General features: G+C 51.1%; 11 protein-coding genes and 1 pseudogene. 10 read left to right on the top strand and 2 right to left on the bottom strand.

The genetic code is table 11. The features are described from left to right. From ACTJKB_RS29140 to ACTJKB_RS29120, 5 genes and pseudogenes are all read left to right on the top strand, one after another. The coding region (locus ACTJKB_RS29140) for a hypothetical protein (RefSeq protein ID WP_440837786.1) at positions 1–771 on the top strand (771 nt) is incomplete at its 5' end. Between the two features lie 2 nt (positions 772–773). Beyond that, positions 774–1,238 carry a hypothetical protein gene (locus tag ACTJKB_RS29135; RefSeq protein ID WP_440837790.1) on the top strand — a complete coding sequence of 155 codons (465 nt, stop codon included), beginning with the start codon at positions 774–776 and terminating at the stop codon, positions 1,236–1,238. 64 nt (positions 1,239–1,302) lie between these two features. Beyond that, positions 1,303–1,473 (top strand): hypothetical protein, encoded by a 171-nt coding sequence (locus ACTJKB_RS29130; RefSeq protein WP_440837785.1) that lies wholly within the window; start codon positions 1,303–1,305, stop codon positions 1,471–1,473. 291 nt (positions 1,474–1,764) lie between these two features. Next, positions 1,765–2,034 (top strand): annotated as a pseudogene (locus ACTJKB_RS29125) (SMI1/KNR4 family protein); the annotation flags it as partial. A gap of 419 nt (positions 2,035–2,453) precedes the next feature. Further along, the gene (locus tag ACTJKB_RS29120; protein ID WP_440837789.1) at positions 2,454–3,212 is read left to right on the top strand and encodes a hypothetical protein; all 759 of its coding nucleotides are present in this window, start codon (positions 2,454–2,456) and stop codon (positions 3,210–3,212) included. Between the two features lie 136 nt (positions 3,213–3,348). On the opposite strand, the gene ACTJKB_RS29115 is transcribed toward ACTJKB_RS29120, so the two are convergent. Then, positions 3,349–4,743 (bottom strand): RsmB/NOP family class I SAM-dependent RNA methyltransferase, encoded by a 1,395-nt coding sequence (locus tag ACTJKB_RS29115; protein ID WP_440837784.1) that lies wholly within the window; start codon positions 4,741–4,743, stop codon positions 3,349–3,351. 184 nt (positions 4,744–4,927) lie between these two features. Between ACTJKB_RS29115 and ACTJKB_RS29110 the strand changes: the two genes are divergently transcribed. Genes ACTJKB_RS29110 through ACTJKB_RS29100 form a run of 3 tightly spaced genes read left to right on the top strand, consistent with a single transcriptional unit; the run spans position 4,928 to position 10,873 of the window. Next, on the top strand, positions 4,928–6,064 hold the full coding sequence (locus tag ACTJKB_RS29110) for a glycosyltransferase family 4 protein (protein ID WP_440837783.1): 1,137 nt from the start codon (positions 4,928–4,930) through the stop codon (positions 6,062–6,064). Positions 6,065–6,068: 4 nt separating this feature from the next. After that, the gene (locus ACTJKB_RS29105) at positions 6,069–7,454 is read left to right on the top strand and encodes a metallophosphoesterase family protein (RefSeq protein WP_440837782.1); all 1,386 of its coding nucleotides are present in this window, start codon (positions 6,069–6,071) and stop codon (positions 7,452–7,454) included. Beyond that, positions 7,451–10,873, top strand: coding sequence for an AAA family ATPase (locus ACTJKB_RS29100; RefSeq protein WP_440837781.1), 3,423 nt, complete (start codon positions 7,451–7,453; stop codon positions 10,871–10,873). Before ACTJKB_RS29105 ends, ACTJKB_RS29100 begins: the two co-directional genes overlap by 4 nt. Positions 10,874–11,420: 547 nt before the next feature. Here ACTJKB_RS29100 and ACTJKB_RS29095 read toward each other — a convergent pair. Continuing rightward, on the bottom strand, positions 11,421–12,542 hold the full coding sequence (locus ACTJKB_RS29095; protein WP_440837780.1) for a YkvI family membrane protein: 1,122 nt from the start codon (positions 12,540–12,542) through the stop codon (positions 11,421–11,423). A gap of 180 nt (positions 12,543–12,722) precedes the next feature. On the opposite strand from ACTJKB_RS29095, the gene ACTJKB_RS29090 reads away from it, so the two are divergent. Both ACTJKB_RS29090 and ACTJKB_RS29085 read left to right on the top strand, forming a co-directional pair. Then, entirely contained in the window at positions 12,723–13,295 is a 573-nt protein-coding gene (locus tag ACTJKB_RS29090) for a xanthine phosphoribosyltransferase (protein ID WP_074085100.1), read from the top strand. 104 nt (positions 13,296–13,399) lie between these two features. Then, a complete protein-coding gene (locus ACTJKB_RS29085; RefSeq protein ID WP_039309077.1) occupies positions 13,400–13,717 on the top strand; it encodes a hypothetical protein in 318 nt (105 codons plus the stop codon). Positions 13,718–13,743 lie beyond the last annotated feature (26 nt).

Here is a 13,743-nt window from a genome sequence, read left to right as displayed (position 1 = left end):
GCCAAAAAGCTCCAGGGTCTGGTGGACCGGATTCTGCAGAAGTTCAAGTTCAAGCGGTTCAAGCTGGAGCGCAAGGGTAAGCATATCCGTCTATATGGCGAGGTTAATCCTTGGGTGCTGCTGATTGACGGGGAACTGCGGGACATCAAGGAGCAGAATCTTGAAAAGGAATTAAAGAAACTTGAACTCGATGGCAAGAAACCGATCAAGCTTAGTGATGCGGAATATAGTAAACTCAGTAAGCTAGAGGATACAGAACTTGAAAATATCTCTAAGAATGCAGATGGAGATAAAAGCAAGATTGATTTTAAAAGCGTTAAGGGGACGGGTGAAACTGCACCTGCGAAGAAAACCATTCCGGATTGGATTAAAGAGCGATGGGAAGCCGGAAATAATTTTAATAAGGAGAATCGCCCTCATTACCCCTATAATGAAGTAGAGTTGGAAGCAAAAGAAGCGGGGGGCAAAAAGTACGTAGTTGACTCATATGTTCCCAATAAGCAAATAGTATCGAGAAAGTTTACCCAACTAAGTGAAGTTAAAGAAAGTACGGCTATAGGTTATTTGAAAGAACTTACCCAAAAATATTCTTCCGGTTCAAAAATATCGAAGGGTGTTTTTAATCCAAATGCTCTTAAAGGTGGACAACTTAAAGGTCAATTGATACTGGAAGTACCTATCCAAAACAAACCAATTCCACAAACAATTCTTGATGAAGCAACGAAGAATAGGATACTAATTAAGGATATAAATGGGAAGGTGTATAATTGATTATGAAAATTTATTATTGTGACGAATGGTCGGACATCAAAAAAAAGCCTTGGAACCTTTTTGATGAACACACTGCATTTTTATATCATCAAAATAAACAATCATATACTGCAGTTATAACTGAAGACGAAAAACCCAAGTATATAGTAAATGTGACAAGTGGTTGGGTTTCGGTGGGTTTTTATGATGAAGTAATTCGCAAGTATTTAAACTATGATTTTGAAGTACTGGGTAATGGCAAACTTTTTTTAAGGACAGTCATGTTTTGGGAGTATGAAGAAGATACCGACAAAGAAGAAAGTAGTTTAATTTTAGGCTATCAAGAAGATGGCTATATAGCGATGGAAAAAAGAGATTTTAAGACTGACTCTGTTGAGGAACGTGAGAGTAGAGATAGTCTAGAAAAAAACTGGGATGTATTCCCTGAGTTTGGTCAATACCTTCATTTGTGCAAAGAGGAAAGGTAACCTATAAGGGGGAACTAGTGCCGAATAAACCCATAATTCAACCAATAACACAAGTAAAGGTGTTATGCGAAGAATAGGACTTTGTCCGTATCACGATGTATCTGCAAAGACCGTAGCGGGTGCAGGAGTCAAAGGCATCAAGAGCCTGCAAAAAGGGCTTATGAAGGGGGCCAAAAAGCTCCAGGGTCTGGTGGACCGGATTCTGCAGAAGTTCAAGTTCAAGCGGTTCAGCTAGAGCGCAAGGGAGATCATGTTCTACTCTACGGAGAAGTTAATCCGTGGGTGTTGCTGGCTAATGGGCGAATCAAAAAAGCAGACGATATGGACGGTAAAAAGGCTGGAATAAGTACTCAGGCTGAGTAAGACAAAATCAAGAGTCTGAAGCCTTCTGAGAGAAGAGAAGTTTATAACAATGCAGTAGTTAGATGAACCACCTGAAGGTTATGGATGGCACCATGTCGAGGATGGAGAGTCCATCAAGAATTTACCCGTAGTGAAGGAGTTTGAATAACCTCTCTCGGAACAGTACAGAAGTTTTTTACGCGAATATAACGAGGGACGCCCTATACCGAAAATGTTCAAAATATCGGATGAACAGGGACCAGATATCGTGAGGATTTTTGAAGATAGACTCCCTATAGGATTTGTTCCAATTGGTAGTGATCCTAGAGGTAATGTGCTCTGTATTGGAACGGATGATGAGTTTACAGGTAGAATTTATTTCTGGGATCATGAGGAAGAGCGCAGGCACGATGGAGCCAAGATGTTCGGAGCGGTCAACTACGAAACCGGATAGGTTCATCACAGAAAAAAAAGAAAAGGCCGATGTGGTCAACAAGGTTTTCTTTGAATAATCTACAAGATTAAGCTTTATGTGGGCCCATTTATATTGCATTTTAATAAAATCCCTTGAAGAGAATGTTAATTGTCTTCAAGGGATTTTTTATGCTCCATTCCTGTAATTTAGACTCTTTTTGACAAAATGCGATATTACTTTATATATAAAATATGTTACTTATTTACTATTTACAGAGATCTCAATAAAAGTTATTGTATTAAAAGGAAATGATTGTATTTCCGGAAGTTACATTTTATTTTCAAAAAACATTAAAGGAGGGATGTAAGAAGAACAACGCATACAAAGGTATGTCTTCCTTGTCGGCTCAGACTCAGGTGTAAAAATTTAAAATTCGAGGAGAGAGAACTGTGAAAGCAATGAAAAAACTTTTTGCTGGATTGATGATGTTTACTCTGATTTTTGGTGTATCTTTTGCCGGATCGGCATTTGCCAGCGGTAATGAGGTCAAGCTTATTGACTCGGATGTCGGCGTTATTTATAAACCTGGATATGTTGGATTCAGCGGCAATATTGATGTTGCTAATCTGGGACCTGTGAAGAATGTGAGTGTACATTACACGACAGATAATACAAATTGGTATGATACGACTGCATCTTATGTTGGTCCAGGGGATGTAAACCGTGAGAAATGGCATTTTGCAATTTCCAGAACGGATGCTTCAACAGATCATTTAGAGTTAAAGAATCTGAGCTTCATCAAATTTGCGATTAAATACGAAGTGAATAACCAGATCTATTGGGATAACAACGAGGGAGCGAACTATTACAATGAAGTGAATTATACAGTTCCCCTGAGATCTGTAATTTTGGGAGCACCAAATGTGCTTAACGCAAATAGTACTCTGAGTAATGGTGAATTTACCGGAAATATCTATGTGAAAAACCTGAATCCGACGAAAACAGTAAAAATACTGTACACCACGGACAACTGGGCAACGACTCGTGAGGGCTTAGCCACTTATTCTGGTTCCATGAATAATTTCAATAGTGTTGAGAACTGGAGCTACAGTTTCAATGTTCCGGGTGCAACAAATGTTAAATATTCGATTTCGTATACAACGGGCGGACAAACGTATTGGGATAATAACTATGGTCATAATTACGAGGTATTCTAATTCATTTTAATATATATTTAATGGAAGGATCTCAGGCGGCCTATTATACCGCTCTGAGATCCTTTTCTCTGTGGCGGATTTTTCATACGATTAGTAACAGCTTATGCGAAGTAACGTAGGGTGAACGGGTCAGCCGCTATTCCTCGTCGTTCTGGGATCTTAGTATACGCAGCCCCTTGGGTAGATGGTTCTTCAACTGCCCGGAGCTGGCTTTGCCCCAACTAACAGGCAATCCGTCCACGGTTACCAACGTCCATCCGTGCAGCTCAGGAGGAACAGGAAGACCTTCGCCGCGCAGCCAGGCCTGAAGATCCAGACTGTCTGCTGCCAGATCGTAGCTGCGTGCCGCCTGTTCGGGCTGGAGTGCCATGGCCAGGGCATGTGCCGGTTCAATGCGGTTTTTTTTCAGATGCGCAACGTGCAGTCCTGCACGCGGCACCTTCAGGCCATCCAAGAGGCCTGTATGCAAGCTGGTGTTGAACGCTTCCGGGAGCAGATACAGGGATTCTCCGAAGAGCAGAGGTATACCCTGCCCGGTAAACCCCGGCAGCTCGCCAGCCGCCCAGTTCATAAACTGCTGATAGGCATCGCGGACGGAGGAAGGCAGCTTGGGTCCGGTTTTGCTTCGGCCACTACCGCGTTTATTGCGGATTGGCGCAGCTTCTTCGGAAGCCTCCTTACGGAGCAAGGCGACGAAATGGCCTTCGCCTTTTTCCAGATGAGGCCAAAGACGTTTTGTTTCGATGAGTTCCATATCAGGATAGCTGTCCAGAAACCTTGATATCGTATCTTCATTCTCCTTATGGTTGAAAGTGCAGGTGGAGTAAGCCAGAATGCCCCCCGGCTTCAGCATAATGTAGGCATCCTGCAGGATATCCCATTGTCTGGACGCGCACATCTCTACATGTTCCGGGGACCATTCGCCGATGGCTGCAGGGTCTTTACGGAACATGCCTTCTCCTGAGCAGGGGGCATCCAGCATAATCCGGTCAAAAGTCCCAGGGAAACGGCGGGAGAGATCTCCCGGGGCAGCGCTCGTTACAACGGCGTGGGGAATGCCGAGGCGTTCCACATTTTCCGCAAGTATTTTAGCCCGCTCCGGGTGAATCTCATTGGAGATGAGCAGGCCTTGTCCCTTCATGAGAGCCGCGATATGGGTGGTTTTTCCTCCTGGTGCGGCAGCTAAGTCAAGTACAATTTCACCGGGCTGAGGTGCCAGCAGTTCGGCTGCGGACATTGCGGAGGGCTCCTGAATATAATATAATCCGGCGGTATGATATGCATGCCGTCCCGGCCGGGACGGTTCCTCGTAATAATATCCCGAAGAGCACCAGGGCACGGATGTCAGACCAAATTGGATTCCTGCGAGCTTCGCTGCTGCGTTGCCTGAGGCGGAGGTGCTTTTTAGCGTGTTAAACCGCAGACCCTGGGTCCGCCGCGCAGTGTAGCTCTCCAGAAAAGCGTCCGCTTCCTGCCCCAGCATCTCTCTAATGCCGGCAGTAAAAGCAGCGGGCAGCCGTTCTTCATTCATACATCATTTCTCCTCTAGTTAAAATCTAAGAATAGTTTCGGGTTCTTCTTAGTTGCTGTTTCAGGTGGATACCGATAAAATCAAGGTATGGGACCTTAACCGTACCTGTAAATCTACATATATAACTATATCATAATTGCCGGGTCTCACCGTATACAGGGCAATTGTAAAGGGGATGTGCCTTATGAACTTGCTGCAAGCGCTATTCTTCCCTCCGGAACAACCCGGCGGTGTATCTTCCATGATCCCTTATCTACAGGAACGGTTTCGTTCCAGCCGCTGGGAAATGGATTTGTTCTGGCTGCCTAAGCGCATCCGGGGCAAAGGCCACGAAGAAATTAGTTTTGAAACCTTTGACTGGACGTTCTATGGCGAAAGCCCGGTTGTGCAAAAATATATTCAAACCTACAGGGATTATATATGGTGGACCAAGCTGCGCATGACCAAAAAGTACGACCTGATTCATGCCCATCATCCGATTGCAGGGTTGGCAATGAAAAAGATTTATCCCGAGATCCCGCTTATTCAAACCTTGCATTCCAGCTATGAACGTGAGCTGATCTTGAATGGAGCGATTATTGAAGGTGGCTTGGAGCATCAATTTCTCGTTTCGATTTACCGTGAGCTGGAGCATGTCAGCGACCGGTTGATGACCGTGTCCCGCTCATTTGCCGACTACTTGGCTCCCTATATTGACCGGCCGGACGGCGTTGGAGTCATTCCGAACGGCTTTGACGAAAAAAGATTCAAGCCGGTGCCGCATGACAACGACATTCCGCAGTTGGTAACCGTAACCCGTCTCGTACCGGCCAAAGGAATCGACACGTTGTTCAGGGCGTGCGCCGAGCTGAAAAAACGCAATCATGAATATGTGCTCCATATTATCGGGGATGGCCCTTGCCGTGCAGAGCTCGAGCTGCTGGCGCAGAATCTCGGTATTTATAATGAAACTATTTTTTATGGATATACCCTGCACCCGGAAGAATTCATGCCGTTTTTTGATATTTTTGTACTGCCGTCACGGGCAGAAGCGTTCGGGTCGGTCTTTGCAGAGGCAGCACTCAGCTGTCTGGCGCTGGTAGGTACCAATGTAGGCGGGATTCCGGAACAGATTGAAGACGGGGTAAACGGGTTGCTGGTTGATCCCGATGATGAGCTGGCCTTGGCAGAAGCCCTGGAAAAGGTGATCACCGATCCGGGCTATCGTTACGAGCTGTCGCGTTCAGCCTGGGATAAAGCCAAAAGCTTGTATTCCTTGACACGGGTAGCCAATGAGCTCAAAAAAACATATCTGCAGTATCAGCCGGGATTGAAAGGGTGAGGTTATGATTCCTTTTCGTTTCCTGCATGCTGCAGACCTGCATCTGGACAGCCGTTTTGCCGGTCTGGCACAGCTTCCGCAGACGATCCGCTCCTACTTAAGGGAGTCCACCTTCGCCGCCCTCGGGCGGCTTGTTGGCGTAGCTGTTCAGGAAAAGGTTGATTTTGTGGTCATCAGCGGAGATGTCTACGATATCTCTGACGCTTCACTTCAGGGCCAGTTGCGCTTTCAGGAGGCGCTTCAGGAGCTGGGCAGACACGGTATCGCTGTATTCCTGATTCATGGCAATCATGATCCGCTCGATGGGCCGCGTCTCTCGTCGGAGCCTCCGGCTCATGTGACCGTATTTGGCAGCGGGGAACCGGGACAAGCGATTGCCTTAAGACGCAGTGACGGTCAAGAGGTGGCTGTAGTCAGTGGAATATCGTACCCTACGGCCAAAGTGACGGAGAATACGTCCCTGCAGTTTAAACGCCTGCCGGGAAGCGAGCTGTTCCACATCGCTCTTTTGCATGGAAATGTCGATGGAGATTTACAGCATGAGACCTATTCACCCTGCAGCCGTAAAGATCTGATTGGCCGGGGTTACGATTATTGGGCACTGGGACATATACATAAACGCAGTATTCTGCATGAGCAGCCGCCGATCGTATATCCCGGAAATATCCAGGGGCGCAGTGTCAAAGAGACTGGACCAAAAGGATGTTATGTCGTAGATGTGAATCAGGAAGGACGGGCGTCCCTCCAGTTTCACGAATTGGATGCTGTCCGCTGGCATGTCCGTGAGCTCTCCATTGAAGGACTTGTAGATGAAGCGCAGTGGACTGAGGCCGTGGAAAAGAGGGTTGAGGAGATCAGGGATGAGCTTCCGGAACGGATGTCAGTGGTGCGCTTCCGGCTGACAGGAAGAGGGCCCGTGCACAGAGTACTGGCGGAGAAAGGTGCCGCAGAGGATCTGCTTGCTGAGCTGCAGCGGCGGGAGGTTGTGCGTGCAGAACGCAATGAGTACGCTGGTCTGGTGTGGACGGAAGGATTTGCGCTGGAAACAGGCCTTGCTATCGACCGGGAGCGTCTGGCTCAGGAGGACAGCTTCCTTGGCGAAATGCTGCGGCTGGCAAGGCAGAGTGAACAGTCCTCAAGCATGCTGGATGAACTGATGGACCGTGCGCTTAAACCTCTAATGGAGAACCGGGAACTGCGCCGGATGCTCGCTTCTGCCTCTCAAGAGGAGAAGCTGGGCTGGCTGAGAAGTGCGGCGGAGCTCGGAATTACCCTGCTTGCCGGCATGGATGATCATGCAGAAGCTGGGATTTTAAGCGAAATCGAGATTCGGGCAGAAGGGGCAGGAGCGGAGAGGCCTTTTCAGGGAGATCGGGGGAATGCCGGATGAGGATCGAGGAGCTGCAGATTGGCGGTTACGGCCGTCTGCATAACCGGGAGTTGAAGCTGGATAGTGGTATAAGCTTGCTCTACGGGCGCAATGAAGCTGGTAAAAGTACTACCTTGCAGTTCATCCGTGCCATGCTCTTCGGCATTCCGGGGAGAGCTAATCTACTTGAACGTTATGAGCCTGCTCAAGGGGGACAACATGGCGGAATGCTGGCTGCACGTGACCGGGAAGGCTCACTTTGGAGGATCCGCCGGTATATGGCAGGTGGAGAGGTACAAGGCAGAAGTGAAAAGCTGCACATCACCGTCAGCCACCTGGACGGAACAACCGAAGAACGGAGCCAGGCAGAAATGGAGCGGCGACTTCTCGGGGGCATCTCCCGGAGCATGTTCCGTCAGCTGTTTGCTGTCTCACTAGACGAGCTGCAAGAGCTAGGTGCATTGCAATCTGAGGAAATGAGCAGCTATCTCTTCCATGCCGGGATGGGAGGCGGCGGAGAAATTATGCGGGCTGAGCGGCGCCTGCAGCAGGAGGCCGATAAGCTCTACAAGCCGCGCGGCAAGGTGCAGGAGGCAGCCAAAATCCTGAAGTCGATTGAGAAGCTGGAGAGGGAGGCGGCTGAAAGCCGTTCCTATCTGCCGCGCTATAATCAGAACACAGCGGCTCTGGAAGCCGCGGAGCTGCAACTGGCGAAGCTGGAAGAGCACCGCCGGTCGGCAGCTGGCAGACTGACTGTGACGCGCAAAGCCCAGGAGATTCGTGAGCTGTGGCTGAAGTGGAGCGAAGCCCGGCTCGAGCTTGCGGAGCTTCCGGTAATCCCTTCTTTTCCGGAGAATGGCGCTTCCCGCTGGCAGTCGCTGCAGCTGGAATTGCGCGGCGCAGAAGCTACGGTATTCCGTCTTCAGCGTCAGTACAACGAGCTTGCCGCTGAACTGGCGAAGAATCTGCCAGACGCGCTTCTTCAGTCGCAGGGACCGCGTCTTGAAGCACTGGACCGCCGTCGCAGCAGTTATGAGGACAAGAAAGCTGAAGCGGAACGTCTTGCAGCGGAAATGGAAGCACTGGAGGGGCACCTGGAACGGGTTCTGCGCGGAATCGGTGCAGGCTGGGGCACCGCCGAACTGGCCGGATTCTCTGGAACGGCGGCGGATCGTGAAGCCGCACGGCGCTTTGCGGCGGGCTTCAGCGCGTATGACCGCCGCATGGAAGCCCGGGAAGCGGAGCGGCAGACGCTGCGCTCCCGCCTAGCCGCTGCCGCTGCTTCGCTGCAGGCGGCAGAACGGGCCCTGGCGCGCGAGCACGCCGCCGGTGCCGCCGATTTTGCGGGCCTCGCTGCGCGCAGCCCGCGTGAACTGCTGCAGCTCTGGGACGAGCTGCAGCTGGCTGCCGAGCGCTGGCGCGAAGCGCAGCTCGGCGGGGAGCCGCTGCGCGGCCGCGGCGCCGCGGGCAGCGGCGCTGACGGGCGCCGGGCGCAGCGCTACCGGCGCCTCTTGCTGGCGGGCGCAGCGCTTACGCTGCTGCTGCCGCCAGCGCTGTGGCTGACCGGCGCCCCGCCGGTCAGCGCCTGGGCCGCGCTCGGCCTGCTGGCCGCAGCGGACCTGGCCCTGTGGGCTGCCCTGCGCGCGGAGCGCAGGGCAGACGTTGCCCCGCCGGAGCATGGCGGCGGGGCGGGTAATGCAGCCGCAGCGGAGATGCGGCGGCTGCGCGGGCTGTTGCTCTCCGGCGCGGAGCCGGAGAGCGGGCTTGGCCGGCCGGGACGACGGCCGGCGGAAAGCGCCAGCCCTGATGCAAGCGGGCTGGAGGCTGGAATGAAGGAGCTTCGCAGGCTCATGGAGGCCTGGAACGCCTGGCGGCAGCGTATCGAACGGCTGGCTGCCGAACGGGAGGCCTGCCGGATAGAGGTGGATTCGCTGTCGGGTCAGGAGCGTGCACTCGCCGCAGAATTAGAACAGGCCGAGGCGGATTTCACCAAGCTGGCCGGACGCTATGAAGAGTGGCTGCAGGAACGCAAGCTGCCTGAAGGGCTGTCGCCCGAAGGACTGCCCGATATCTTCGCGATGGTGGATCAGGGCAACGAGCTGCTGCGTCAGGAGCACAAACTTTCAATGCGTCTCAGAACATTGGAATCGGAGTGCTCTGTTTTTGAGCAGGAAGTGTTGGCACTGATAATTGAAGCCGGAGCTGGGCAGACGAAAGGGGCTGGAGTGGATTGGGTGGCGCCTGCTGATTCAGATCACGAGGGGGTGCCGTCAAGCAGCGATTCAATGATGGAATTAGCGCATTCTGACCCAATCTTAGACGGTTTAGTTGGCTCGAACCGGCCACATATGGCCTTTACGCCTGTATTGGCCGAATTTGAGCATTCAGACTTGGATAGTGCAGCTCCCGACATTACTGCTCTTTCGCTTTCACAACCGTTTGAAACAGGCGGATTATCCCTCCTCAGCTGGCTGGAACTGAGAAAGCGGGATTGGGATCTGCTGCATATGGAAGTCCTACGCCGGGAAGGGATGAATGCACGGCTGCTGGAGCTTCAGGAAGAGCTGGCGCTGAGCACCAGGGACCTGGAGGATTTGTCGCGGCGCTCCGGCGAACTCTTGCACGAGGGCGGTGCTGCGGACGCAGAGGATTTTCTGCGGCGGTCATCTGCTGTGCAGCAGCGCATCGAGCTGACGAAATTGATCCGTCAATGGGAGCTGGCCATGTTCGGAGGCTGGGAGACTCGATCCACGGCTGAGCTTTTGGCCCTCCTGGAGCATTACGATTCGTACACTCTGGAACAGGAAAGGAATGCTGCGGAAGAGGCTGCGGTACGCATTGAGGAAGACCGTAATGCCTTGCTTCAGCATCGCGGGAAGCTCCTGCAAGAGCGGGAATACTTGAAGGAGCGGGGGATGGAGGACTCAGTCCCCCAGCAGCTGGAAGAACAACGGGCGGCGCTGAGAGGAATAGCAGGCCAATATGCGGTGACTGCACTTACTGCCGAGCTGATGGGGAGGACGCGCCGTATCTATGAACAGGAAAAGCAGCCGCAGGTGCTGCGGCTGGCCTCTGAATATTTTGCTAAACTTACCGAAGGTGAGTACCATCGGGTAGTAATGACGCTCGGCAACAAAGAGCTGAAGGCGGAGCACAAGAACCTTGGACTGCTTGACAGCGGCTTGCTTAGCCGTGGTACGGCAGAGCAGCTGTATCTGGCCATCCGGCTTGCTCTTGCGGAGACGATGACACATCAGGCGAATCTTCCACTGCTGTTCGATGACTTGTTTGTGAATTTCGATGAACGCCGGCTGCATGCGGCGCTTAGCCTGCTTGGAGAACTGTCAGCAACCCGGCAGATCATCATGATGACCTGTCACAGACATGTGACTGAAGCGGCATCCCGGATTATTCCCGCCGCCTCGGTAATCTCCGTCTAGAGCACAGCAATGCGGATTTTACCGTCAGGCAAGCGAAGATATGCCTGTGAGGGTCTTTCGGTGGCGACGCTCGGAGCAATCAAAAGTAAAAATACCATTGAATGAGCCCCACCCGCCGGAAATGGGACAATCAAAGGTAAAAATACCTTTGATTGGGCCCTACCTGCAGGAATGTGGATATTCAAAGGTAAAAATACCTTTGATTGGGCCCTACCTGCCGGAATCGGGATATTCAAAGGTAAAAATACCTTTCAATGGACCCCACCCGCGGGAATTGGGACAATCAAAGGTAAAAATACCTTTGAATGAGCCCCACCCGCCGGAATCGGAGTAATCAAAGGTAAAAATACCTTTGAATGGGCCCTACCCGCAGGAATCGGGATATTCAAAAGTAAAAATACCTTTGAATGAGCCCCACCCGCGGGCATCCCCAATCCGCATTACCTGCCGTATTGAGCAGCCCGTCCGGTTTATTGCTCCAAAGTTCAGCATTGCAAGGTTTCCTTCGGTTCCCAATATACAACCTGCCGTTATCCACAGGCAGCAGCTATTTCCGTGTAATCCGGATCACTGGCTTAACGGCAACAATCGTGGTCCCTTTAATGTCCGTGGCAGGGGGATCACCTTTTCTTGGAGGCGGCGACATCGGAGCTCGGAGCAGCATTACGACCCATACCAGAGACACAGCACCGAAGATGGGATAGAAAATGGAGAGTAGCGAGCTGAAGCCAAACTGGCTGAACACATAGCAGATTAACATGAGGATCGGGGTCACCAGGGCGGGGGCGATGGGCAGACGCTGCTGAAGCTGTGTACCGACGCCATAAATATCAGCTACAAAGGTACTGAAGATCTCCATGAATATCAGCATCAGATAGATCCCCTGCACCACTGGACCGAGGCGGACCGCGATGCTGCCCATTGGAATCTCAAACTGAAGAATGCCCGGCATCTGTGAGCTCATGGCAAAATGTGCAGCAAGCAGCATGAAGCCGATGCCAATCCCCCCGAGAATGCCGCCTCTCCGCAGTGCAGTCTCATCATTCGTATGCCGGGCCAGCGGTACCAGTACCGCTTGTGCCATGCCCAGATTAAAGGCAGTGTAGAGAAGCGGCGACATCCAGGCGCTAAAGGGGCTGTGATCCGTCGGCAGAAACAAGAAGCGATCTGCACCCGGCACTCCCAGCGTATTAAAAATTATAATTAGCGACAGAGTAAGCATTAACGGCACAACCAGACTGTTGATCTGCAGGATGCCTGAAATCCCACGCTTCAGCAGCAGATAGGACCCGAGAATCGTCAGCAGGAGTCCCGCCTGATAGGGCATTCCGAGATGCTCCTGGAAAATAGCTCCTGCCCCGGCCAGCATAATGCTGTTGACGCCAATCAGGATGATCATCGTGAACAGGCTGATGCTTTTGCCGACGCGCTCACCGAAGAGATGGCGGTTGAAATCCTCATAAGAGTCTGCTTCGATGCGCCGGCCGATAATCATCATTTTGGTGCCGAGCCAGATGAACAGGGCTGTGGAGAGCAGGATGGTCAGCACTGCCCAGTGCCCATATCTAGTAAAGAACCGAAGGATCTCCTGACCGGTGGCGAATCCGGCACCTACAATGGTGCCAATATAGGTGAAAGCGATTTGCAGAGTACGGACATGGGATTTCATGGCTCCCCTCCTTAATTGTGCTGCAAAGATAAAAATGGCTGTGCCAAAGGATAGCCTTGTGCAGTCCATATAGTACAGGTTATGATGATGAGCAGAAGGACATGACTTCCGCCTAATGCTTATATAGGGTTATTACAGTGGAACGTCTGGAATTATAAAGGGTAATGGAGGTTCAAAGTCATGGAATTATTGAAACAACGGATTTTGCAGGAAGGGGTTGTCCTTTCCGATCAGGTGCTGAAGCTGGATGCGCTGCTCAACCACCAGGTTGATCCTATGCTGACGATGGAAATGGGACGGGAGTTTGCCGGGAGATTTGCTGATGCTGGAGTTACACGGGTGGTTACCGTGGAATCCTCGGGTATTGCCGTGGCATTTGCCACCGCTTACGAAATGAAGGTGCCTCTGGTGTTTGCCCGCCGCAAAAAAACACTGTTAGCTGATCCGGACGCACTGTGCGAGAGAGTGCCTTCGTTCACCAAAGGCATTGTTACAGACATCATGCTCTCCCGCCAATTTATCTCTGCGGACGACAAGGTGCTGTTCATTGACGATATTATCGCAAATGGCGACGCCGCACGCGGTCTCATCAAAATCATTCAGCGCTCCGGCGCCGAACTGGTCGGACTCGGTGTAGTTGTGGAGAAAAGCTTCCAGGCCGGAGCCAGAACCATTAGAGAACAGGGTATCCGTCTGGAGTCACTTGTCCGGATTATGTCTCTTAGTGAAGGAACCATTGTCTTTGACGAATAAAGGGTGACAATAAGAGGAACTTAGCCTATTTTTTTAACAACTGCTTTTCACTCTATAAGTTTTCCTTTATAATAAAAATTAGACATGAGAGAGGAGGCGTCACAATGGGGAAAGAACCGGTGACAGAGCAATTTTTTATTGATAAACTAACCGAGGCCAAGGATCATTTCGAGCGTGCGCTGGATTGCAAACATACGGAATTCGACGACCTGTATCCCTATATGATTGAACATCCTCAGTTTTTCTGGTACAAACGTTACGTCGCTTGGTCTGAACTTTTGACGATCACAAGTTTGTGTGAAGAATTGTCCTTCAATTGGAGACAGAAATTCACTGATCATCAGGTGGAATATTTGGAACAACGTGTGATGTCCGCTAAAGTTCTTGACTTCTGGTTTGAGAAGAATGAAGCGCTGATATAGAACTTCATAAGATATAAGGTTAGAAC

Source organism: Paenibacillus sp. 22594 (genome assembly GCF_052044425.1).
In the GTDB taxonomy this organism is placed as follows: domain Bacteria; phylum Bacillota; class Bacilli; order Paenibacillales; family Paenibacillaceae; genus Paenibacillus_AQ.
Note: the sequence above shows the minus strand (reverse complement) of the source record. Positions and strands in the feature narration are given on the sequence as shown.